Source organism: Agrobacterium sp. El2ro-1b, assembly GCF_048298475.1.
In the GTDB taxonomy this organism is placed as follows: domain Bacteria; phylum Pseudomonadota; class Alphaproteobacteria; order Rhizobiales; family Rhizobiaceae; genus Agrobacterium; species Agrobacterium fabrum.
Map to the genome: position 1 here is coordinate 2,796,704 of NZ_CP103458.1, position 21,722 is coordinate 2,818,425.

Sequence of the window (21,722 nt, forward strand, 5' to 3'; positions counted from 1 at the left end):
CGCCATGAAGGAAACAAATACCCAGCCGCTTCTTTCCGTCCGTGATCTCTCCGTCGCCTTCCATCAGGGTGGTGCAACCAGCGTCGCTGTCGATCACGTTTCCTTCGACTTGATGCCGGGCGAAGTCGTCGCTCTCGTCGGGGAATCCGGTTCCGGCAAGTCGGTGACGGCGAATTCCATCCTCAAATTGCTGCCCTATCCGGCGGCGAGCCATCCCTCGGGCAAAATTCTGTTCGACGGCAAGGACATGCTGACGCTGCCGGAACGGGCGCTGCGTGCCGTGCGCGGCAACGACATCACCATGATCTTCCAGGAGCCGATGACCTCCCTCAACCCGCTCCACACCATCGAGCGGCAGATCGGCGAGATACTGGAACTGCATCATGCCATCACCGGGGCTGAAGCACGCGGACGCACGCTGGAACTGTTATTACAGGTCGGCATCCGCGAGCCGGAAAAGCGCCTGAAGGCCTATCCGCACGAATTGTCCGGCGGCCAGCGGCAGCGCGTGATGATCGCCATGGCGCTCGCCAACCGGCCAAAACTGCTGATCGCCGACGAGCCGACCACTGCGCTCGACGTGACGGTGCAGGCGCAGATACTGGAACTGCTCGGTGATCTGAAGACACAGCACGGCATGTCCATGCTGTTCATCACCCACGATCTCGGCATCGTCCGCAAATTTGCCGATCGCGTCTGCGTCATGACCAAGGGCAAGATCGTCGAGACCGGCACGGTGGAGCAGGTATTTACCGATCCGCAGCACGCCTATACCCGCCATCTGCTGGCCGCCGAGCCGAAGGGCGAGCCGCCGCATTCCGATGCCAGCAAACCGGTGGTCATGCAGGGCGACGACATCAAGGTCTGGTTCCCCATCAAGGCGGGGCTGATGCGCCGGGTAGTCGATCATGTGAAGGCGGTTGATGGTATCGACATTACCCTGCGCGCCGGCCAGACCGTAGGCGTGGTGGGCGAATCCGGCTCCGGCAAGACGACGCTTGGTCTCGCTCTCTCGCGGCTGATTGCCTCGAAGGGTCGCATCAGCTTCATCGGCCAGTCGATCGACAGCTATTCCTATGAATTGATGAAGCCGCTCAGAAACCGGCTGCAGGTGGTTTTTCAGGATCCCTACGGTTCGCTCAGCCCGCGCATGTCGGTTGGCGAAATCATCGCGGAGGGCCTGAAGGTTCATGAGCGGTCTCTCTCTGCCAACGAGCGCGATACGCGGGTTGCCACGGCACTGGAAGAGGTGGGCCTCGATCCGGCCACGCGCTGGCGGTATCCACATGAGTTTTCCGGTGGCCAGCGCCAGCGCATCGCCATTGCCCGCGCCATGGTGCTTAAACCCCGTTTCGTCATGCTGGACGAACCGACATCGGCACTCGACATGAGCGTGCAGGCGCAGGTGGTCGACCTGCTGCGCGATCTTCAGGCGAAACATGAGCTGGCCTACCTCTTCATCAGCCATGATCTGAAGGTGGTGAAGGCGCTCGCCAACGACCTGATTGTCATGCGTCACGGCAAGGTGGTGGAGAGCGGTCCGGCGGTTGAGATTTTCGCCAATCCGCAGCAGGATTACACCAAGGCACTGCTGGCAGCGGCCTTCAATATAGAGGCGGTGGAAACAAAGGCGGTCAGCCAGTAAGACACATCATCTTTCCATTAAGGCAATGATTTTTTGTTGCTTTGCGGAAAACGCCGACCCATGTTGTGATCAGCGTGACACGGAAACGGATTGATTGCGATGGCAGCGGATGTGGTCGTTTTGGGAGCGGGGATCATCGGGGTCTCTGTCGCTTTGCAACTGGCCCGCAGGGGCAAATCGGTAGTGCTGGTGGACCGGCGCGGACCGGGCGAAGAGACCTCTTTCGGCAATGCCGGTCTGATCCAGAGAGAGGGCGTGGTGCCCTATGGCTTCCCGCAGGACCTTGCGCTGCTGCTGCGCTATTCACTGAACAACAGGATCGATGTCCGTTATCGCCTCTCGGCCCTGCCGAAGATTGCACCTTTCCTTGGTCGCTACTGGTATAATTCCGCAGCCAGCAGGCATGCCGCGATTGCCCGCGCCTATGCGCCGCTGATCGAGCACTCCGTGTCCGAGCACAATATCCTCATCGATGAAGCGAAGGCCGTCGATCTGATCGTGAAAAATGGCTGGATGGAGGCCTATAGAACCGCCGAAAGGCGGGATGCTGACTATGCCTTTGCTGAGCGTCTTTCGCGCGAACACGGCATTTCCCACACCAAACTTGACGCTGAAGAGCTGGCGACGGCAGAACCGCATCTCAGTCGTGATTTCGTCGGCGGCCTGAAATGGAATGATCCTTGGTCAGTACGCGATCCGCACGCGCTGACGCTTGCTTATGTCAAACTGTTTGAAAGCCTCGGTGGAACCTTTGTTCGGGGTGATGCCTCCACCCTCAGCCAGACGACAAGCGGCTGGACGGTGCGTACCGAGACGGGGGCGGTGGAGGCCGAACAGGCCGTTGTGGCACTTGGCCCGTGGGCGGACGCGGTGACGGAAAGGCTGGGCTATCGCTTCCCGCTTGGCGTGAAGCGCGGCTATCACATGCATTATGCGCCGCAGGAAGGCACAAAGCTCAACAACTGGCTGATCGATGCCGAGCGGGGATACTTCCTGGCGCCGATGCGCAAGGGCATCCGCCTGACAACCGGTGCCGAATTTGCCGAACGCGATGCACCGAAATCCCCCGTGCAGATCGAGCGGGCGGAACGGGTTGCCCGCACAGTCTTTCCCCTTGGCGGCCGGCTGGATGCGGAACCTTGGATGGGTGCCAGGCCCTGCACGCCTGACATGATGCCGATCATCGGCAAGGCGCCGCGCCACAGAACCTTGTGGTTCGCCTTCGGACATGCCCATCACGGACTGACGCTTGGTCCGATTACCGGTCGTGTTCTGGCGGAAACCATGCTGGGAGAAGCGCCTGTTATCGCCATCGATGCCTATCGTCCGGAAAGGTTCAATCCCTGATAACCGAATCCGCTGGCCTTCCTGTGACAGCCCACGTAACATGATCATATATAAAGGGAAAAAGGGGCAAACGTCATCATGGTGGCGAGGTTTCTCATCTATCAGCAGCAGGACGACTTTCGTTAGCGAAACTCGCTGCGCATGAAACGAGATGGAAACGGCTTACTGGTGCATGATGTATGATATTGAAAACGCAAAGAAATTTTTCGCTGATAATCCCGATATCGAAATTCTCGAAGCTTTCGTCATAGACGCGAACGGCGTCCCGCGTGGCAAATGGATTCCGCGTGAGAGGGCAATCGACGTGCTTGAAAAGGGAATGGCGATCCCGCGATCCGTTTATGCGCTGGATATCTGGGGCCGGGATGTGCACGCCGCAGGTCTTGCCGAAGGCACGGGTGATCCCGATGGTTTCTGTTTCCCCGTTCCCGGCACGCTGTCACGGGTGACATGGCTTGGCCGCCCGACGGCGCAGGTTCTGCTGGCGATGAAAAACGCGGATGGAACCGGCTTTTATGGCGATCCACGCCATGTTCTGTCGCAGGTTCTGAGCGCCTATAAAAAGGCTGGCCTCACGCCGGTCGTGGCGACCGAGCTGGAATTCTACCTCATCGATCCCGTCCGCTCGGCGCTTGACCCGGTGCGCCCGCCGCACAGCCGCGAAGGCCGCTGGCACACTGGCCAGACGCAGGTTCTGTCGATTTCCGAATTGCAGGATTTCGAGGATGTCTTCCATGATATCGCGACAGCCTGCCGCGCACAGGGTGTGCTTGCAGATACGACGCTGCGGGAGAATGGCCCGGGACAATATGAGATCAACCTCAACCATGTGCCGGATGCCCTGCAGGCCGCCGATTTTGCCGTCTTCCTGAAACGCATCGTCAAGGGCGTGGCGCGACGGCACGAACTCGACGCCACCTTCATGGCCAAGCCCTATGGGCTGCAGGCCGGCAACGGCATGCATGTGCATTTTTCCGTTCTCGACAGGGACGGCAGGAATATCTACGCCGGGGAAAACGGCCCGTCGGATGCGCTGATGCATTCGGTCGGCGGCCTGTTGGAAAACATGGGGGAGAGCATGGCGATCTTCGCACCCCATGCCAACTCCTATCGCCGCCTGACCCCCAGCGAACACGCACCGACCTATGCCTCGTGGGGTATCGACAACCGCTCGGCAGCGGTCCGCGTCATCGTTGCCAGCAAGGCGGCAACCCGCATCGAACACCGCGTCGCCGGCGCCGACACCAATCCCTATCTGGTCCTCGCGATGATCCTGAGCGCCGCTATCGCCGGCATGAAGGAGAAGCGTCAGCCCGGCGGAGCGATTGCCGGTGACAGCCACGCGATCAATCACGAACCGCTGCCCACCAACTGGGACTATGCATTGCAGCGCTTCACGCGTTCGAGCTTTGCCTATGCGACGCTCGGCCAGAAGTACCGCACGCTGTTTTCCGCCTGCAAGCAGCAAGAGCTTTCCGAATTTTCCCTGCGTGTAACCGACGTCGAATATGACGCCTATATCAGGACGGTGTGAGATGGCTGAGGTAACGAGCATTCCCAATCCCGGCCACACATCGTCGTGGTATGCGGCCTCCGCCAATGTCAAATCCGTGCGACCGACGCTTGAGGGCGCGCTGGAAGCCGATGTCTGCATCATCGGCGGCGGTTTCACCGGCATTTCCGCCGCGCTCGAACTCAGTGAACGCGGTTATGCCGTCATCGTTCTGGAAGGCGTTCGGGTCGGCTTCGGTGCTTCCGGCCGCAATGGCGGCCAGATCGTCAATGGCTATAGTCGTGATCTCGAAACCATCGCCCGACGTTACGGCCACGAAAAAGCGGTAAAGCTCGGAGAAATGTCGCTGGAAGGCGGCGCGATCATTCGCGGTCGTGTCGCCAAATACGGCATCGACTGCGATCTGGTCGACGGCGGCTTCTTCGCGGCCTTTACGCCGAAGCAAATCCGGGAAATGGAAGCTCACAAATCCCATTGGGAAAAACACGGCCATGGCGGCCTCGAAATGGTCTCCGAGGCGGATCTCGGTCACTATGTGAAGACGGACCGTTATGCCGGCGGCATGATCGACCGCTTCGGTGGTCATATCCACCCGCTTAATCTGGTGCAGGGCGAAGCGGCGGCGGCTGAAAGCCTGGGAGCCCGCATATTCGAGAATTCGCGCGTCATCGCGGTGGAGCAGGGCGTCAATCCCGTCGTGCGCACGGCAATGGGCAGCGTGAAGGCGAAATATGTTCTCGTCTGCGGTAATGCCTATCTCGGCACCTTATTGCCAGAAATCGGCGAGCGGATGATGCCGGTCTCAAGCCAGGTCATGGCGACGGAGCCGCTTGATGCGGACCTTATCAAGGCTCTTCTGCCTGCCAATTTTTGTGTCGAGGATGCCAATTACATTCTCGATTATTACCGCCGCACCTCGGATAACCGCCTGCTTTATGGCGGCGGTATAGGGTATGGCGGCAGTGACCCTACCGATCTGACGGGTGTGATCCGGCCGAACATGCTGAAGACCTTTCCGCAGCTGGAAAAGACCAAGATCGAATTCGCCTGGAGTGGAAATTTCGCACTGACGCTCACGCGCATCCCGCATATGGGCAAGCTCTCGGATAATATCTATTTCTCACACGGCGACAGCGGCCATGGTGTGACGACCACCCATCTGCTCGGCAAGATATTGGGCGAGGCCGTTGCCGGCCACGCAGAACGTTTCGATATCTGGAGCTCGCTGCCGAATTACCCGTTCCCAGGCGGTAAGACGTTCCGCGTGCCGCTGACCATGCTTGGTGCATGGTGGTACGGTTTGAGGGACAAGCTCGGCCTTTAGAAAGTTATTGTCTTCAGGCCGGCCAGCGCATTCGCTACGATCTCATCCGGTGTGGAATCGATGCTGACCGTGACGACACCCGGTTCCCCGGTCGGCACTTCCAGCGTGGCAAGCTGGGTCTGAAGCAGCGAGAGCGGCATGAAATGACCCTTGCGTTCACCCATGCGCCGGCTGAGAAGCTCCAGGCTGCCATCAAGATAAACGAAGGTGAGTGGGCCACCGGTCGCGTCACGAAGGCGGTTGCGATAGATTTTCTTGAGGGCGGAGCAGGAAACCACGATACCCTTGCCTTCACTGCCATTGCGCAGTTCCGCACCGATCAGATCGAGCCATGGCCAGCGATCATCGTCCGTCAGCGGAATGCCTTCCGACATCTTGTCGACGTTGGATTTCGGGTGCAGCTTGTCGCCTTCAATGAAGGCGATACCCAGCTTCTCCGCCAGTCCCTCTGCGACCGTGGACTTGCCAGAGCCGCTCACTCCCATCACGACGATTGCCTGTGTCACCCGAACCTCTGATGTTTCTGTTTCGACGGTCAGCCCCTACCATGTGCGGCGGGTGCCGGGAACCTTAAATTTGGGCGGCTCCGCATGTCAGTGCCCGGTTTTGCGGGCTGCGGATCTTTCCAGTGCGGAAAAGCCAGCGTGGATCAGGATCGCCAGTGCAGCAACGATCAAACCGCCCTGGAGAATGAAGGCGAGATTGTTGGATTGCAGGCCGGCGATGATCACTTCGCCGAGCGTGCGGGCGGCAACCGTGGACCCAATGGTCGCGGTAGAAAGGCTGATGACCGCCGAAAGCCTGACACCGGCGAGAATGGCCGGAAGGGCAAGCGGCAGCTCCACTTTGGTGAGCCGCTGCCAACCGGTCATGCCGCTGCCTCTGGCGGCATCCATCACCGTGGCTGGCAGGGTGGTCAGACCCGTCAGCGTATTTTCGAACACCGGCAGAAGCGCATAGAGAAACAGGGCGATGAGCGTGGGTTTCTCGCCAAACCCGATCATCGGCACGGCCAGCGCCAACACCGCCACCGGCGGAAAGGTCTGGCCGATATTGACGATGCTGCGCGACAGCGGCAGGAAATCCGCCCCGAAAGGCCGGGTGACGAGAACCGCAAGCGCCCCTGCCGTGAGCGTGGCCAGGCCGGTCGCGATCGCAACGATGGTTAGATGCGACAGCGTCAGGGAAAAGAGATTGGCCTGCGTGTAGATGGCCGGCGCATTGGCCTGCACGAGAGGGCGGAAGATCGGCGCGAAGATTTGCGGCGCGGCAAGAAAAATGATCAGCGCCAGCACAAGAAGCCCGAGAGAGAAAAAAGAAAAGGCGTTTTTCATGGGGCGCCAGTGGCACGCTGAAGGAGAACATCACGCCGCACCCGGCCGATGGGTTGCCCATCGTCCTTTATGACAGGCAAGACATCGCAGCCCGCCCATAACATAGCCGACAGGGCATCGCGTTGGCTGGTGCCTTCGGTGAGCGGCGCACCTTCCGCACTTCCCGGCTCCACGATGTCGGCGACGGTCAGAACCGAAAGCAGTTTCAATGCGCGTTCGTTTTCGCCAATCATGGTGCGGACGAAATCCGTCGCCGGTTTCAGCACCAGCTCGGCCGGCGGACAATCCTGCACGACGCGGCCCTTGTCCATCACGGCAATGCGATCCGCCAGATGGAAAGCCTCGTCCATATCGTGCGTGACGAGGACGATGGTAACACCAAGTTTCTTCTGGATATCGAGAAGGTCGTTCTGGGCCTTGGCGCGGATCACCGGGTCCAGCGCGCCGAAGGGTTCGTCCATCAGGAGAATATTCGGTTCCGCGGCCAGTGCCCGGGCTACGCCGACACGCTGCTGCTGGCCGCCGGAAAGCTCATGCGGAAAACGATCCGCATAAAGCGCGGGATCAAGCTGGAACAGATGCATGAGCGCATCGATCTTGGCCTTGATGCGCTGGCGATTCCAGCCGATCAGCTGCGGCACGGTCGCGATATTTTCCGCCACGGTCCGATGCGGAAAAAGTCCATGGCCCTGAATGGCGTAGCCGATCTGGCGGCGCAGTTTGAAACCCGGAATGGCGCTAATGTCTTCGCCGTCGATACGGATCGTGCCGGAGGTCGGTTCCACCAGTCGGTTGATCATGCGCAGCAGGGTGGTTTTCCCCGATCCTGATGTGCCGACGATGACGGTCACGGTGCGCGGCGCGACGGTCAGCGAGACCTGGTCGACAACGGTCGTATCGCCATATCGTTTCGTGATGGTGTCGATTTCGATCATGGCTTCTGCCTTCCGCCTGCGCTGAAGAGATTGCCCTCTATGAGGGCGTCGAGTGTGATCGCGGCGGCAAAGCCGAGGAGAACGGTCGGCACGGTGCCGAGCAGCACGAGGTCCATGGCCGTCTGCCCGATGCCCTGAAACACGAAAACGCCAAACCCGCCGCCACCGATCAGCGCGGCGATTGTCGCGAGCCCGATATTCTGCACCAGCACGATGCGGATACCGGTGAGGATGACCGGCATGGCAAGCGGAAATTCCACCCGCAGCAAACGCTGAGTTGATGTCATGCCAAGCCCGCGCGCCGCTTCCCGAACTGCCTGCGAAACGCCGGCAAGACCGACCACCGTGTTGGAAACGACCGGCAGCAGCGAATAGAGAAACAGCGCCACGAAGGCCGGCGCCATGCCGATGCCGGCAATGCCGATCCTCGCCGCACCCGGCACGGTGGCCGCAATCCATCCGAGCGGCGCGATCAGAAGGCCGAACAGGGCGATGGAGGGGATGGTCTGGACGATATTGAGACTGTTCAGAACGCCTGCCCGCAGCCGCTCGACCTTGTAGCAGAGGATGCCGAGCGGAATGCCCGCGACGGTGGCCGCGATCAGCGACCCGATGGCGAGCTCCACATGCCGCACGGCCTCGGTCCAGAATATGTCGGCCCGACCGGTATATTCCTTGATGATGGAGAGATCGTTCCAGAGGCCGCTTGCCAATATCGCGGAAAGTGCCGCGATCGCCAGCAGCAACAGTAAGATCCGGATGGCGGGTTTCGGCTCCAGACGCGCGATACAATCCGTGGCGAGCAAAGCTAGCCCGACAAAGAGCAACCAGAAACCGCTGGACGGCGAGACGCGAGCAAAACTATTCCCTTCCGGCGTGAGAAAGGAGGCTGCCTGTCCGACGAAAACGGCGAGCGCCGCGAGACCGGCCAGCGCCGCTGCGAGTTTCCACCATGCGGGAAAGCGGAAAAAGGCCATGAAGGCCGCAAGAAGAATGATGGCCGCAAGGAGCGTCGCGGCCGTTGATGGAAGGGCCTCGAAGATCGTTCGTGTTTCCCCCTGAACGATCCTGTTGGCGCGAAACGTCATGAATGGCGACGCAAAAAGTGCATAAAGAAGCAGGCACGAAATCAGCACGCCCACCTTGTCAGGCCATTTCGTCAAATCCTGCTCCCCTGTCCCCTCGGTTGGGATCGGATGATGAGAGCGCTTCCGTTCTCATGATCCTCTTCCCGCGCCATGAGCCCCTACTTGGCGAAACCGTTCTTTGTCAGGAAGTCCATCGCCACCGTCTTCGCCTGCTCGCCGCCCACCTGCACGCGGGCATTCAGATCCTGCAGGGTGGCGAGATCAAGCTTTTCGAACACGGGCTTCAGAAGCTCCTCGATATTGGGGTGCTTTTTCAGAACCTCTTCACGAATGATCGGCGCGGGCTGATAGACTGGCTGCACATGCTTGTCGTCTTCCAGAACCACAAGGCCGGAAGGGGCAATGCCGCCATCCGTGCCATAGACCATGGCGGCATTGGCATTGTTCGTCTGGTTCGCGGCGGCGGCGATCGTCGCCGCGGTGTCACCGCCGGAAAGCGTAATCAGCTGATCCGGCTTCATGGTGAAACCATAGGTCGTCTGAAAGGCGGGCAGGGCAGCGGCGGAATTGACGAATTCGGAGGACGCGGCGAGAACGACGGTGCCACCACCGGCGACATATTTGCCGAAGTCGGAAAGCGTCTTCAGATTGTTCTTGTCGGCGACATCCTTGCGCAGCGCGATCGCCCAGGTGTTGTTGGCAGGCGACGGCGCAAGCCAGACAATCTTGTTGGCGTCATAATCGAGCGTTTTTGCCTCTTCATAGCCTTTGGCGGCATCCTTCCAGAGCGGGTCATCTGCCTTGGAGAAAAAGAAGGCGACATTGCCGGTATATTCCGGATAGATGTCGATCTCGCCCGCGGTGATCGCTTTTCTGACGACCGGGGTAGCGCCGAGCTGGATGCGATCCGTCGTCTCGATCTTGTTCTGGTTGAGAACGGCGAGAATGATGTTGCCGAGAACGCCGCCCTCGGTGTCGATCTTCGATGACACCACCACCTGCGCCTGAGCGATGGAAACAGAAAAAGCAAGCGCGAGTCCGGCGCCCGTCAACGTCATCAAGCGGTTCATGAATAGTCCTCCGGTGGGTCAGCCTGCCGAACAGGCGAAAAATCGCCGCCGCAATTGCGGCGAAGCATCAACGGCCGGACGGAAAAAAAGTTGCACGCCATCCGCATTTTCGCGTCGATGGCTCCTGTTGGCACAAATGGCCAGCGCTAGGTGTCGCCGTCCCGCTTGCGCGCATCTTTGCCCATGACGAGCGGCATCAGCACGGACAGGAAGAGAAGCCGGATGACATGATGCGAACCGACATAGGCAGTATCGGCATGCATCATTACCGCCATGGCCGCCATGGTTTCGAGACCGCCCGGCGCATAGGCGATCATGACGGCATTGAGCGGAACACCTGTCACGCGTGAAATCAGCCAGGCAATGGTGCCGGCAATCACCATCACGGCAATGGTGACCACGAAGCCGGCCAGAAAGCCCTTGCGCACTTCCATCAGCGAGACATTCGAAAAGCGCGTGCCGATGAGGCAGCCGATCAACACATAGACCGGCAGGCTGAGCCAGCTGGGCACGCCACCTTCGGTGAGGCCGGTAATATGCGTGCCGATGGAGATCGCAACGCCACCAAGCAGCAGGGCGGCGGGAAATTTCCAGCGCAGGAAAAGCCATCCGGTCAGAAGCGAGGCGGCGATGGTGAGCGCCAGCGTAAAAAGGCCCATTGGCGGATTTGTGATCAAGGGTTCTGTGCTGACCAGGTCGAAATATTCGACGATCAGCGGCACGGAAAGTGTCAGCGCCAGGACGCGCACGCTCTGCACGATGCTGACGGTCGCAAGGTCGCTTTTCGTCTCGGCGCCGAGGCTGATGATGTAGCTGAGATGGCCTGGGGAAGCGCCGAGCATCGCCGTTGTCCGGTCGTAACCGAAACCGTAATGCAGGATCCAGTAAGCGACGTAGAGCATGATCACGACGGCGACGAGCACGACGACAAAGCTCACTGGCCATGTCTTTGCGGCATCGATGACCGAGGGCGTGACGCTCGTTCCCATGGAAATGCCGACGACGACGAAACAGGCATTGCGGATGAAGGCGGGAATTCCGAGCTTTACGCCCGCCAGTCCGGTAATTGTTACCGCGAGCGCCGGTCCCGAAAGAAAGGGGGCGGGAATGTGCAGCAGGCTGGCAAATAGTGCGCCCATGCTGCCGACAAAGGCGGTAAGCGCAAATGTGTGGAATTCAGGCTTGATGATCATTGCGACGCTGGTTGGTTGCTTGAAAAAGCTCGCGACCAAATGCGCCGCTTCCTTCCGTGACGTCAACACATGAGACTGAAAATATTACGTTTCACGCGTTTTCGATAAAAGAAAAGCCCGTGACCTGTGGCCACGGGCTTGGCGATTGCCGGATAGGTTATGGAGCGATCAGGCTGCCGGAAGTGCGGCAATCTTCGGCATTTCCGTATCGATCCCGAGCAGGAAGTTGATCTGCGGGCGCGCCTTGACGAGATCATCGATCGAATATTCCGCCAGTACATCGAAGAAGGCATTCAACGCCTTGCGCAGCGCCGAGTTCAGGCCGCAGCTGTCCACGAGCGGACATTCCACGGCGCCGTCCTCAAAGCACTCAGCCATGGCGAAGCTGTCTTCGGTTACACGCACGACGTCAAACAGGCTGATTTTTTCGGCAGGTTTGCCAAGGCGCACGCCGCCATTGCGGCCACGCACGGTTTCCACGAGGCCCGCCTTGTTGAGCGGCTGCAGGATTTTGAAAAGGAACAGCTCAGACACGCCGTAAGCCCTGGCGATCTCCGGAATGCGGCTCAGCTTGCCTTCATTCGCAGCGCAGTACATCAACATGCGAACGGCATAGTTGGTCTGTTTGGTCAAACGCATGCTGGTCTCCTAACTCTCAATGTGGAGTTATATAGTCTCTTTTTCAGTTTAGAACAATTCCAGAAACTGAAAAAACTGGCATCCATCCGATATTTCTCGAACAGCCTTGTTGACCGCCCTCATGATTCATGAACAAACAAGTCAAGAATCGGAATGTAATGGAGGCATTCATAATGGCAAGCTTGAAATCATGCTTTTCCGCTGCCGTTTTTTCAGGGCTGACGATCCTTTCCTTCGCGCCCGCCGCTCTGGCAGAGGGGGAGGTTAACGTCTATTCCTATCGCCAACCTGAACTGATCCAGCCGCTGCTCGATGCCTTCACGAAGGAAACCGGGATCGAGACGAACGTCCTGTTTCTGGACAAGGGTCTGGTGGAACGTATTCAGGCAGAGGGGGTCAATTCACCTGCGGATCTGCTGCTGACGGTCGATATCGCCCGTCTCGTCGAGGCGAAAGAGGGTAAGGTCACACAGCCGGTCCTCAATGATCCCGTCATCGAAAAGGATATTCCCGCCAACCTGCGTGATCCCGAGGGCGAATGGTTTGGCCTTACGACGCGTGGCCGGGTTGTCTATGCTTCGAAGGAGCGGGTGACCCAGCAGGATATTACTTATGAGGAGCTTGCCGACCCGAAATGGAAGGGCAAGATCTGCATCCGCGATGGTCAGCACTCCTACAATATCGCGCTGATTGCCTCGATGATCGCCCATCACGGCGTCGATTATACACGCACATGGCTGACGGGCCTGAAGAATAATCTCGCCCGCAAGCCTGATGGAACCGACCGCAGCCAGGCGAAATCGATCTTTTCCGGCGAATGCGATGTCGCGCTCGGCAATACCTATTATGTCGGCCTGATGCTGACCAATGATCAGGAGCCGGAAGAAAAAATATGGGCGGGTTCGGTGCGGGTGATCTTCCCGAATGCTGGCGATCGCGGCACGCATGTGAATATTTCCGGCATGGCCCTGACGAAATATGCGCCCAACAAGGACAACGCGCTGAAGCTGATGGAATTCCTCGCCTCGCGTGAAGCACAGGAAATCTACGCCAAGCAGGTCTTCGAATATCCGGTGCTGCCAGGCGCGGAGCCGTCCGACGTCGTTAAAGGGTTCGGCCCCATCAATCCGGACAAGCTGCCGCTGACGGACATTGCTGCTCATCGCAAACAGGCTTCAGAGCTGGTGGACGAAGTGGGTTTCAACGACGGCCCGACCAACTGACGCCGTTTTCGCAATACCGGCGGGTCAGTTGCCCGCCGGCTTGTTATCCAGTGACGCATTGTAATCAAGGATAGCCTTGCGCCTTTCCGGCGTTCCGGGGTGGGTAGAGATGATGCTGGTGCCGCCCTTGTCGCTGAGTTTTTCCTCCAGCAGCGCGAAGAAACGTTCGATGGCGGTGGGGTCGAGATCGGCCTTGCGCATCAGCTCGACTGAGCGCTGATCCGCCTGCCGCTCGGCATCGCGTGAATGCGAGAGCGCCAGAAGACCCCCGCCCTGGGTGAGAATATCTTCCATGGCTGAACCGACATCGCCGGCAATGAGCATGACGAGGCCGGCGACACCGGCGGCGCGGTAAAGCTGCCGCAGGCTGTGTTCATATTCCACATGGCCGATTTCATGCGCGAGAACCCCGGTGATCATCTGCCTGTCCTCGCCTGCCAGCTCCACCAGTTCATCCGTCAAAACCAGCGTCCCGTCCGGCAGCGCGAAGGCATTGGGGCCGATATAACCGCCCTTGCGGAAATTCAGCTTGTAGTCCTCGGGCGAACCTTCCGCATGGGCAGCGATCCGGGAAAATTCCGAACGGATGGCGTCCTGCTCTTCCTGCGGCAGCTCACTTGGGGAGAATACCGTCTTGTCGAAGGCCTGCATGGTACTGGCCGACATGATCTGCGGAACGATCGGCGGGGTGACAGCGACCGCTAGTTCGACGAGCGCGGGAAGCGCCAGCTTGTAGGTGCCATAAGCCAGAAGAACGGCTGCCGTGGTGATGCCGATCAATCGCGGGCGGAACTGTTCCAGCCAGTGCACGACGCCGGTACGTCTGGCGATATGCGCGTGCAGCAATCTGTCCACGCCGTCATTGTCACGTGTTTCGAACAATGACCCATCGGGAAAATGCAACTCCCGGGGGATGGCGCCCACCCGATGGCTGATCTCCACCGTTTTTATTTCTGCCTGGGTTCTGACGTGATTATCCTTCGCGTCAAGCACGAGAAGGACCGTACCACCAAGCTTTAGCCTGGCGGCGTTGGAAAGGTTGGAACGAGCGGTGTGCCACTCGCCCGAAACGGTTTCTCCGGTATCAGAAACCAAATTCGAAACCTTCCATATCCATATATTCGGCGCTGACGGCGGCACCGGTGGCTTCCATCGACGAAAGGACCTCGCCGACATCGCCGTTAAAGCGGATCGCCGTGCGCTCCACGGTGTAGCGCGCCTCGCGCACAGCTGCCCATGGCCGCATCAGGCCCAGCGTGAAAACGGTGACAACAAGGTTGGAGATGACGATCCAGAGGTAGCGCCCGCGATGCAGGTTGCTGTGCAGGTCATGCTTTCCATCCAGCAGCATGGACGAAATAACGACGTTGCGAACGCCAGTGCGATAGACGACGCCCGCGAGGCCATAAACCAGAAATGCGCCGAAAACGCCGATATAGAGGGAAGCGAGCGCGGTAACCATGGCGGCCGTCTCGTCTTCGAGGATCGCACTATTGGCCGCAAAGGCGGCAATGCCGAAGAAACCGACCACGATGCTGCCGATCACCACCATGATCGCAGGAATGATCCAGACCCGGTAAAGTGCGCTGATCTTCGGATCGGCGCTAAACGGACGATCACCATAGCGCAGATTGCTGAAAATATAGCGGTTCGCCCACCGGCTGGATAGCGGCGCCAGAATGCCGAAGGAGAAAAGCGCGACGAGGCTGCCGAGCAGAATGGAGACAAAGGCGCCTCCCGCAGTGCCGACGAAATCGAAACGGACATTGCGGTAGCTTGTCACCCGCGTATTGAAACGAATGCTGCGCGTGATGAGCCAGGGAAAGAAGATCATCAGCAGGATTGCCGGCACGAAGACCAGAAACGGATGGATAAGGCCAACAAGCTGCGAGACGACGATGAAGGCAAAGGCGATCAGCCGACCCTTGAAGATTTGCCCGCCGGTGGCGTGATAACCGAAAGCGCGGCCGGCCAGCACGGTGTTGCCATTGAAATAACGCTTGCGGCGCACCTTTGCCCAGGCGGAATAGATACCGATCGTGACGATCGTCAGCAGAATATTGACGATCCAGATGCCAAAATATTCCTTGGCATTTCCACTGAACGAGCCACGTTCGAGCGCGCGCTGATCCGCGCTGACTGAGATTTCACTCATAATAGTCCCTCATGACATGCCCTTCTCCGGGCAGATTGAGTTTGCAGGCTTCCCCGTAATCGTCGATTGGCAGCGTCCCCACGCCGCAGCGGCTCTCTTACGCGATAACAGCTTTAAGTGGAATTATTTTGACGAAAGAAACTTGATTTTTTTAGTAATCTTTTTAATCAAAAAAAGCCTCGCTGTTTTCGCAGCGAGGCTTTTTGTTTTGGTTGCTGGCTTTTCGGTTTATTTCATCGTCGGCATGACGAATTCGGCACCGGACTTGATGCCGGACGGCCAGCGCGAGGTGATCGTTTTGGTTTTCGTCCAGAACTTGATCGAATCCGTGCCGTGCTGGTTGAGATCGCCGAAGCTCGAGGCCTTCCAGCCGCCGAAGGAGTGATAGGCGAGCGGAACCGGGATCGGAACGTTGATGCCGATCATGCCGATATTGATGCGGCTTGCGAAGTCACGGGCGGCGTCGCCGTCACGGGTGTAAATCGCGACGCCGTTGCCGTATTCGTGCTTCATCGGCAGTTCCAGCGCGTCTTCGTAGTTCTTGGCACGAACGACGGACAGAACCGGTCCGAAGATTTCCGTCTTGTAGATGTCCATGTCAGGGGTGACGTTGTCGAACAGGCAGCCGCCGACGAAATAGCCGTCTTCATAACCCTGGAGCTTGAAGTCACGGCCGTCGACCAAAAGCTTCGCGCCCTGTTCGACGCCGCTGTTGATCAGTCCCTGAACGCGAGTCTGCGCTTCCTTGGTGATAAGGGGACCCATATCAGCCTTGTCATCGGTATAGGGGCCGATCTTCAGCGCTTCGATCTGCGGGATGAGCTTCTCAACAAGACGATTGGCCGTCTCTTCACCGACCGGAACCGCAACGGAAACGGCCATGCAGCGCTCGCCGGCCGAACCGTAACCAGCGCCCATCAATGCGTTCACGGCCTGATCGAGATCGGCGTCCGGCATGATGATCATGTGGTTCTTCGCGCCGCCGAAGCACTGCGCGCGCTTGCCGTTCATGGCGGCGGTGCCATAGACATAGCGGGCAATCGGCGTCGAGCCGACGAAGGAGACCGCGCCGATATCCGGGTCGGTCAGGATGGCGTCGACAGCACCCTTGTCGCCGTTGACGACGTTGAGGATGCCGGCCGGAAGACCGGCTTCGATCATCAGTTCGGCAAGGCGGATCGGCAGCGACGGATCGCGCTCGGAAGGCTTGAGGATGAAGGCATTGCCACAGGCGATCGCCGGTGCAAACATCCACATCGGGATCATGCCGGGGAAGTTGAACGGGGTGATGCCCGCGCCGATGCCGACCGGCTGGCGGATCGAATACATGTCGATGGCAGGGCCGGCACCCTCGGTGAACTCACCCTTCTGCAGATGCGGAATGCCGCAGACGAATTCGCAGACTTCGAGGCCGCGGATGATATCACCCTTGGAATCCTCGACGGTCTTGCCGTGCTCGCTGGAGAGAAGAACCGCAAGCTCGTTCATGTCGCGGTTCAGAAGTTCGACGAACTTGAAGAAAACGCGGGCGCGGCGCTGCGGGTTGGTGGCGGCCCACTTCGGCTGTGCCGCCTTGGCGCTTTCCACGGCGGCGCGCAGTTCGGCGTCGCTTGCAAGCGCGACAGTTGCCTGCACTTCGCCGGTTGCCGGGTTGTAGACATCAGATGTGCGGCCGCTGGTGCCCGGCACATGTTTGCCATTAATGAAATGACCGATTTCCTTCATGGATATTCCTCCGCGATTTTTTGATGGATGCAGCATCGCACTTGAATTTGTACAAATCAATGAACTCGGATAAGAAACCGTTGTGCGTAAATTAAAGCACGATAAGTGTTTTGAGACGTTTCCTGATGTCCGATAGCGGCGAGTTCGCCGATCAAAAAGAAAGTCAAAAAATTGGCGAGCGATGAACGCGTCGTGAGGATGGCTGAAATAGAGATCGATCCGACCCATCTGGAAGCCTATCGCAGATTGCTTGCAGAGGAAATCGAGGCTTCGGTCCGTCTTGAAAATGGCGTGCTTGCGTTAAACGCCGTGGCGATCAAAGGCAGCCCGGAAAAGCTTCGCATCCTCGAAGTTTATGCGAACCAGGCGGCATACGAGGCTCATCTGCAGACGCCGCACTTCCTGAAATACAAGGAGGGTGTGGCGGGAATGGTGACATCGCTCACTTTGATCGAGGTTGAACCCGTAATGATGCGCAGCAAGCCATGAATTGGGATGACGTCCGCATATTCCTTGCCGTTGCCCGTTCCGGGCAGATACTCGCCGCATCAAAACGGCTTGGACTCAACCATGCGACGCTTTCGCGGCGATTGACGCTGCTGGAGCAGGCGCTGAAGACCCAGTTGTTTATCCGTCGGACGAATGGCTGCGAAATGACCGAGGAGGGTCAGCGGTTTTTGGGTGCCGCCGAGCGCATGGAAACCGAAATGCTGAATGCCCAGGCAAATCTCGGCCGCGTCGATACGGCGGTAGCGGGAACGGTGCGCATCGGCGCGCCAGATGGCCTCGGCGTCTCCTTCCTTGCGCCAAGGCTCGGCCGGCTGACGGCCCGTTATCCCGACCTGAAAATCCAGCTCGTGCCCGTGCCGCGGTCCTTCTCTTTGTCGCAGCGCGAGGCCGATATCGCCATCACCATCGAGCGGCCGGAGCAGGGCAGGTTGATGTTTTCGAAACTGACGGATTATTCGCTGGGCCTCTATGCCTCCGCGGATTATCTGGCCGACCACGGAACGCCTGACGATGTCGAGGCGCTGAAGCGCCACCGGCGGATCGGATATGTGGAGGATTTGATCTTTTCACCCTCACTCAATTATACCGGCGAGATCATGCGCGACTGGGACGCGGCCTTTGAAATCTCCAGCGCCACCGGCCAGACGGAGGCGGTGCGGTCGGGGGCGGGGATCGGCATCCTGCACAATTACATCGCCGGACAATATCCCGAACTTATGCGGATCATGCCACATCTCGGTATCAGCCGTTCCTACTGGACGGCCTATCACGAATCCGCGCGCCAGCTGGTCCGTGTCCGCACGGTGGTGGATTTTCTCCAGGAACTGGTCGCGGAAGAGCGGCGCATCTTCATCTGACATCCGCCTGCCGATCTATTAGTACTATTAATTGCTGATGGCAGGTCGTTCCGGGCTTGACAAAGGGCTGCTGGCTGGACGACCAATGCAGCCATTGGGAGAAATCGGAATCTGACATGTCGACTATGATAAGAAAGCTTTCGCCGACTGGCCTCGGCGTGGCCGTCATGCTGCTTGGAATGCTGCTTTTTGCATTGAACGACGCCATGGGCAAATGGCTGGTATCAACCTATAGCCAGGGTCAGGTCATCCTGATCAGAAGTGCGGCAGCACTTGTCATTCTCGTTCCGATCGTCTGGAGAGCCGGCCTTTCCGGCCTCGTGAATGTCGAGCGGCCCGGCCTTCAGGTTGCGCGTGTGTTCTTCTCGACGGCCGAACTTTTCTGTTTCTATTTCGCAGTGGCGAGCCTGCCGCTGGCGGATGTCATGACCTACTGGCTGGCGGCCCCCATTTATGTGGCCGCGCTGGCGCCGTTTCTGCTCGGAGAGAAGGTCGGCTGGCGCCGCTGGACGGCCATCGCCATCGGTTTTGTCGGCGTTCTCATTGCGCTCAAACCCAGCTCGGCAAGCCTCACCTCCGCAGCACTCTTTTCCATTCTCGGCAGCGCTGCCTTCGCCTTCATGATGTTGTCCGGCCGCCAGCTGCGCAACACGCCGGATACCGTGCTGGCTTTCTGGCAGATCATCGGCGCAGGGCTTGCGGGCATCGTTGCGGTATTCATGACCCCATCTGGCTGGCTACCGGTCCAGTCCAGCTTCGACCTGGCGTTTCTGAGCCTGCTCGGCGTGGTCGCCATGGCGGCGCATGTGCTGGTCAACCGGGCCTTGAAGCTTGCCGACGCCGCCACCGTCGCGCCGCTGCAATATACCCTGCTGCTCTGGGCGGTGATCTTCGGCTGGCTGTTCTTCAACGATGTGCCGCAGACCAGTATCGTTGTCGGTGCAGGCCTGATTGTTCTTTCCGGCCTTTATATTTTCTTCCGCGAAAATACACTCAAGCGACGCCGCGACGCGGCCGACAGACTGGCTGCGGAGCAGGTTTGATCTTTCTAGTTGGTCTTGGTCACAATCACGGGACTTGACGAAGGCGTGATCTTCAGGAAGTAAGAGAGGGCCCTGCGATAATTTGTCTCGTATGGGCAGAGGAAACAAAGGTGCCGGGCCCCTCTGGCGAGAGTTTTACGGCGCTCTCGTGATGTCGGTACCGCCTGCAAAATTGGCCGGCGGATTAAAAACTATGAAAAACCTGAATGTGCTTCGCGCGCGTGCTTTTTGCGTGCGGCCTGACGCCCTGCGTCGGTCCGTGAACCTCCTCGTCATCGCAGGAGACCGGACATGAGCGCCGCCCAGAAAACCACGCTTTCCTACTTCAAGTGGGCATTTATCGTCACCGTCGTTGGTCTGATCCTCGGCGGTTACCTCGGCTGGGAAATGACCGGCACGATCGGCGGCACAGCGACGATCTTCTTCATCTGCGCGGTGCTTGCCGTGCTGGAAATCTCGCTGTCCTTCGACAATGCCATCGTCAACGCCAACAAGCTAAAGGACATGACACCGGTCTGGCAACATCGCTTCCTGACCTGGGGTATTCTCATCGCCGTTTTCGGCATGCGTATCGTCTTTCCGCTTCTCATCGTTGTCGTTGCCGCCAATGTCGGCCCCTGGACGGCACTCGTCATGGCGGCCACGCAGCCGGAGCGTTATGCGGAAATCATGCGTGACGCCCATCTGCCGATTGCGGCTTTCGGCGGCACCTTCCTGATGATGGTGGGTCTCAATTTCTTCTTCGACCATGAGAAGGACGTGCACTGGGTGCGCTGGATCGAGGAAAAGGCTGCGACCTATTCCTCCGTCAAGGGCATCGAGATCGCCTTCGTGCTTATCGTCATGCTGGTGTTTTCGCGTATCATCGGTGCCAGCGACAACCCGGAACTCGGTCCGGTTGCTGCCAACACCTTCTTTCATTCGGCGATCTGGGGTCTTTTGACCTTCCTGCTGGTGGAAGTTGTCGGCGGTATTCTCGATCGCAGCCAGGAAATGCTGGAAGGCGCGGCCAAAGGCGGTTTCGGTGCGTTTCTTTACCTCGAAGTGCTGGATGCCAGCTTCTCCTTCGATGGCGTGATCGGTGCTTTTGCGCTGACGCAGAACCTCTTCATCATCGCCATCGGCCTCGGCATCGGCGCCATGTATGTGCGCTCGATGACGATCATGCTGGTGGAGAAGGGAACGCTGGCCGAGTATCGCTATCTGGAACACGGAGCTTTTTATGCGATCCTGATCCTTTCGGTTATCATGTACGTGCAGACCATGTTCCATATACCGGAGGTCATCACCGGTCTTGGCGGTGCGACCCTGATCGGTATTTCGCTCTGGTCGTCGATCCGGCATAACCGGCAACAAAGTGCCGGTGCCGCAGATGCGGCGCGCGGTGCGGAAATCTGATCCACAACCATCCCTGCCTTCCGCCACTGCGGCGGAAGGCAGTTTTTAAGCATCATATCTCCTGTTGCCTGTTTTTGTTGCTGTTTTCTCCTTGAGGGAAATCTGCCCATAAAAGCGGATATTCGTTCCAAGGGACTGTTTTCATTGAATTTTGTGCGTTGCAACAAAACTGGCACGCTTCCTGCATCTCATCTGGCAAGTCCAGAGGGGACGTAAAAGCCCGGAAAACGGGTCTATAATGCCGCCGCGCCGCGCGATCTTAAGGTCTGCGCCGCGCGGCGGTTTTGTTTGTGCAGTTGGTTCTTGAGTTTTCCATTGCGTTGCATGAAAACAGTGGAATAACGACGGGAAGGGTCACTTGCTTGCCTGCACAATTGTCACCAACGGAGGCCCTGGGTCTCTGGCACCGTGTATCCACGGCGCAGGTCATTGACGATCAGCCGGATTTGAGCTTGCGTCAGACGGCCATCCTGCTGCAGATTTATCTCGTGCCGCCGCCGCACACCGTTCGGGGGCTCGCCGCCACGCTGGGGGTCACCAAACCGGTCATCACCCGCGCACTCGACAGCCTCGGGGCGCTGGGATTAGTCGACCGGGTTCGGGATGAGCGGGACAGGCGCAATGTCGTGATAAAACGCACCGTGGCCGGTGCGCTTTATCTGGAAAAATTCGGTGATCTGATTATTGATCAGGCGCGCAAGATCTAACCTCTGGATGTGAAAC

The 21,722-nt window shown here is 58.8% G+C and carries 20 protein-coding genes; 10 read left to right on the forward strand and 10 right to left on the reverse strand.

Annotated elements, in window-relative coordinates; genetic code table 11:
* The first annotated feature begins 4 nt into the window (after window positions 1-4).
* The 4 genes from NYR50_RS13615 (at window position 5) to NYR50_RS13630 (ending at window position 5,829) form a co-directional block, all read left to right on the forward strand.
* Complete coding sequence (locus NYR50_RS13615) at window positions 5-1,645, forward strand: ABC transporter ATP-binding protein (protein WP_418136282.1); 1,641 nt, start codon at window positions 5-7, stop codon at window positions 1,643-1,645.
* A 99-nt stretch (window positions 1,646-1,744) separates the two neighbouring features.
* Entirely contained in the window at window positions 1,745-2,992 is a 1,248-nt protein-coding gene (locus NYR50_RS13620; RefSeq protein ID WP_418136283.1) for an NAD(P)/FAD-dependent oxidoreductase, read from the forward strand.
* 172 nt (window positions 2,993-3,164) lie between these two features.
* Window positions 3,165-4,526 carry a glutamine synthetase family protein gene (locus NYR50_RS13625; protein WP_174006506.1) on the forward strand — a complete coding sequence of 454 codons (1,362 nt, stop codon included), beginning with the start codon at window positions 3,165-3,167 and terminating at the stop codon, window positions 4,524-4,526.
* A 1-nt stretch (window position 4,527) separates the two neighbouring features.
* Window positions 4,528-5,829 carry an NAD(P)/FAD-dependent oxidoreductase gene (locus NYR50_RS13630; protein ID WP_418136284.1) on the forward strand — a complete coding sequence of 434 codons (1,302 nt, stop codon included), beginning with the start codon at window positions 4,528-4,530 and terminating at the stop codon, window positions 5,827-5,829.
* Here the strand turns inward: NYR50_RS13630 and NYR50_RS13635 are convergent.
* From NYR50_RS13635 to rirA, 7 genes are all read right to left on the reverse strand, one after another.
* Entirely contained in the window at window positions 5,826-6,314 is a 489-nt protein-coding gene (locus NYR50_RS13635; RefSeq protein WP_174007583.1) for a gluconokinase, read from the reverse strand. The genes NYR50_RS13630 and NYR50_RS13635 overlap by 4 nt on opposite strands.
* 108 nt (window positions 6,315-6,422) lie before the next feature.
* Window positions 6,423-7,163 carry an ABC transporter permease gene (locus tag NYR50_RS13640; RefSeq protein WP_418136285.1) on the reverse strand — a complete coding sequence of 247 codons (741 nt, stop codon included), beginning with the start codon at window positions 7,161-7,163 and terminating at the stop codon, window positions 6,423-6,425.
* Complete coding sequence (locus tag NYR50_RS13645; protein WP_418136286.1) at window positions 7,160-8,098, reverse strand: ABC transporter ATP-binding protein; 939 nt, start codon at window positions 8,096-8,098, stop codon at window positions 7,160-7,162. Before NYR50_RS13645 ends, NYR50_RS13640 begins: the two co-directional genes overlap by 4 nt.
* The gene (locus NYR50_RS13650; RefSeq protein WP_418136287.1) at window positions 8,095-9,261 is read right to left on the reverse strand and encodes an ABC transporter permease; all 1,167 of its coding nucleotides are present in this window, start codon (window positions 9,259-9,261) and stop codon (window positions 8,095-8,097) included. The genes NYR50_RS13645 and NYR50_RS13650 overlap by 4 nt, the downstream gene beginning before the upstream one ends.
* 83 nt (window positions 9,262-9,344) lie before the next feature.
* The gene (locus tag NYR50_RS13655) at window positions 9,345-10,256 is read right to left on the reverse strand and encodes an ABC transporter substrate-binding protein (protein WP_418136288.1); all 912 of its coding nucleotides are present in this window, start codon (window positions 10,254-10,256) and stop codon (window positions 9,345-9,347) included.
* Window positions 10,257-10,402: 146 nt separating this feature from the next.
* On the reverse strand, window positions 10,403-11,449 hold the full coding sequence (locus NYR50_RS13660; RefSeq protein WP_418136289.1) for an AbrB family transcriptional regulator: 1,047 nt from the start codon (window positions 11,447-11,449) through the stop codon (window positions 10,403-10,405).
* Between the two features lie 168 nt (window positions 11,450-11,617).
* Window positions 11,618-12,088 carry an iron-responsive transcriptional regulator RirA gene (gene rirA / locus NYR50_RS13665; protein WP_006310047.1) on the reverse strand — a complete coding sequence of 157 codons (471 nt, stop codon included), beginning with the start codon at window positions 12,086-12,088 and terminating at the stop codon, window positions 11,618-11,620.
* Between the two features lie 173 nt (window positions 12,089-12,261).
* On the opposite strand from rirA, the gene NYR50_RS13670 reads away from it, so the two are divergent.
* Window positions 12,262-13,311 carry a Fe(3+) ABC transporter substrate-binding protein gene (locus NYR50_RS13670; RefSeq protein WP_418136290.1) on the forward strand — a complete coding sequence of 350 codons (1,050 nt, stop codon included), beginning with the start codon at window positions 12,262-12,264 and terminating at the stop codon, window positions 13,309-13,311.
* 24 nt (window positions 13,312-13,335) lie between these two features.
* Here NYR50_RS13670 and NYR50_RS13675 read toward each other — a convergent pair whose 3' ends face one another.
* The 3 genes from NYR50_RS13675 to NYR50_RS13685 all read right to left on the reverse strand — a co-directional run bounded on the left by NYR50_RS13675 (window position 13,336) and on the right by NYR50_RS13685 (window position 17,191).
* Window positions 13,336-14,406 (reverse strand): M48 family metallopeptidase, encoded by a 1,071-nt coding sequence (locus NYR50_RS13675; protein ID WP_418136291.1) that lies wholly within the window; start codon window positions 14,404-14,406, stop codon window positions 13,336-13,338.
* Window positions 14,396-15,466, reverse strand: a complete 1,071-nt coding sequence (locus NYR50_RS13680; RefSeq protein ID WP_418136292.1) for a YjgN family protein — start codon at window positions 15,464-15,466, stop codon at window positions 14,396-14,398. The genes NYR50_RS13675 and NYR50_RS13680 overlap by 11 nt, the downstream gene beginning before the upstream one ends.
* A gap of 228 nt (window positions 15,467-15,694) precedes the next feature.
* Complete coding sequence (locus NYR50_RS13685) at window positions 15,695-17,191, reverse strand: CoA-acylating methylmalonate-semialdehyde dehydrogenase (RefSeq protein ID WP_418136293.1); 1,497 nt, start codon at window positions 17,189-17,191, stop codon at window positions 15,695-15,697.
* Between the two features lie 198 nt (window positions 17,192-17,389).
* Between NYR50_RS13685 and NYR50_RS13690 the strand changes: the two genes are divergently transcribed.
* From NYR50_RS13690 to NYR50_RS13710, 5 genes are all read left to right on the forward strand, one after another.
* The gene (locus NYR50_RS13690; protein WP_035256082.1) at window positions 17,390-17,680 is read left to right on the forward strand and encodes a putative quinol monooxygenase; all 291 of its coding nucleotides are present in this window, start codon (window positions 17,390-17,392) and stop codon (window positions 17,678-17,680) included.
* Window positions 17,677-18,558 carry a LysR family transcriptional regulator gene (locus tag NYR50_RS13695; RefSeq protein ID WP_010970728.1) on the forward strand — a complete coding sequence of 294 codons (882 nt, stop codon included), beginning with the start codon at window positions 17,677-17,679 and terminating at the stop codon, window positions 18,556-18,558. Before NYR50_RS13690 ends, NYR50_RS13695 begins: the two co-directional genes overlap by 4 nt.
* A 116-nt stretch (window positions 18,559-18,674) precedes the next feature.
* A complete protein-coding gene (locus NYR50_RS13700; protein WP_174019720.1) occupies window positions 18,675-19,601 on the forward strand; it encodes a DMT family transporter in 927 nt (308 codons plus the stop codon).
* A 291-nt stretch (window positions 19,602-19,892) separates the two neighbouring features.
* Window positions 19,893-20,999, forward strand: a complete 1,107-nt coding sequence (locus NYR50_RS13705) for a DUF475 domain-containing protein (protein WP_174006530.1) — start codon at window positions 19,893-19,895, stop codon at window positions 20,997-20,999.
* Window positions 21,000-21,361: 362 nt separating this feature from the next.
* The gene (locus tag NYR50_RS13710) at window positions 21,362-21,706 is read left to right on the forward strand and encodes a MarR family transcriptional regulator (RefSeq protein WP_174007585.1); all 345 of its coding nucleotides are present in this window, start codon (window positions 21,362-21,364) and stop codon (window positions 21,704-21,706) included.
* Window positions 21,707-21,722 lie beyond the last annotated feature (16 nt).

Bases quoted from the DNA above. Each gene is read 5' to 3' on its own strand.
- NYR50_RS13615 (WP_418136282.1), top strand. From the start codon at position 5: ATGAAGGAAACAAATACCCAGCCGCTTCTTTCCGTCCGTGATCTCTCC.
- NYR50_RS13620 (WP_418136283.1), top strand. From the start codon at position 1,745: ATGGCAGCGGATGTGGTCGTTTTGGGAGCGGGGATCATCGGGGTCTCT.
- NYR50_RS13625 (WP_174006506.1), top strand. From the start codon at position 3,165: ATGATGTATGATATTGAAAACGCAAAGAAATTTTTCGCTGATAATCCC.
- NYR50_RS13630 (WP_418136284.1), top strand. From the start codon at position 4,528: ATGGCTGAGGTAACGAGCATTCCCAATCCCGGCCACACATCGTCGTGG.
- NYR50_RS13635 (WP_174007583.1), bottom strand. From the start codon at position 6,314: ATGGGAGTGAGCGGCTCTGGCAAGTCCACGGTCGCAGAGGGACTGGCG.
- NYR50_RS13640 (WP_418136285.1), bottom strand. From the start codon at position 7,163: ATGAAAAACGCCTTTTCTTTTTTCTCTCTCGGGCTTCTTGTGCTGGCG.
- NYR50_RS13645 (WP_418136286.1), bottom strand. From the start codon at position 8,098: ATGATCGAAATCGACACCATCACGAAACGATATGGCGATACGACCGTT.
- NYR50_RS13655 (WP_418136288.1), bottom strand. From the start codon at position 10,256: ATGAACCGCTTGATGACGTTGACGGGCGCCGGACTCGCGCTTGCTTTT.
- NYR50_RS13660 (WP_418136289.1), bottom strand. From the start codon at position 11,449: ATGATCATCAAGCCTGAATTCCACACATTTGCGCTTACCGCCTTTGTC.
- rirA (WP_006310047.1), bottom strand. From the start codon at position 12,088: ATGCGTTTGACCAAACAGACCAACTATGCCGTTCGCATGTTGATGTAC.
- NYR50_RS13670 (WP_418136290.1), top strand. From the start codon at position 12,262: ATGGCAAGCTTGAAATCATGCTTTTCCGCTGCCGTTTTTTCAGGGCTG.
- NYR50_RS13680 (WP_418136292.1), bottom strand. From the start codon at position 15,466: ATGAGTGAAATCTCAGTCAGCGCGGATCAGCGCGCGCTCGAACGTGGC.
- NYR50_RS13685 (WP_418136293.1), bottom strand. From the start codon at position 17,191: ATGAAGGAAATCGGTCATTTCATTAATGGCAAACATGTGCCGGGCACC.
- NYR50_RS13690 (WP_035256082.1), top strand. From the start codon at position 17,390: ATGGCTGAAATAGAGATCGATCCGACCCATCTGGAAGCCTATCGCAGA.
- NYR50_RS13695 (WP_010970728.1), top strand. From the start codon at position 17,677: ATGAATTGGGATGACGTCCGCATATTCCTTGCCGTTGCCCGTTCCGGG.
- NYR50_RS13700 (WP_174019720.1), top strand. From the start codon at position 18,675: ATGTCGACTATGATAAGAAAGCTTTCGCCGACTGGCCTCGGCGTGGCC.
- NYR50_RS13705 (WP_174006530.1), top strand. From the start codon at position 19,893: ATGAGCGCCGCCCAGAAAACCACGCTTTCCTACTTCAAGTGGGCATTT.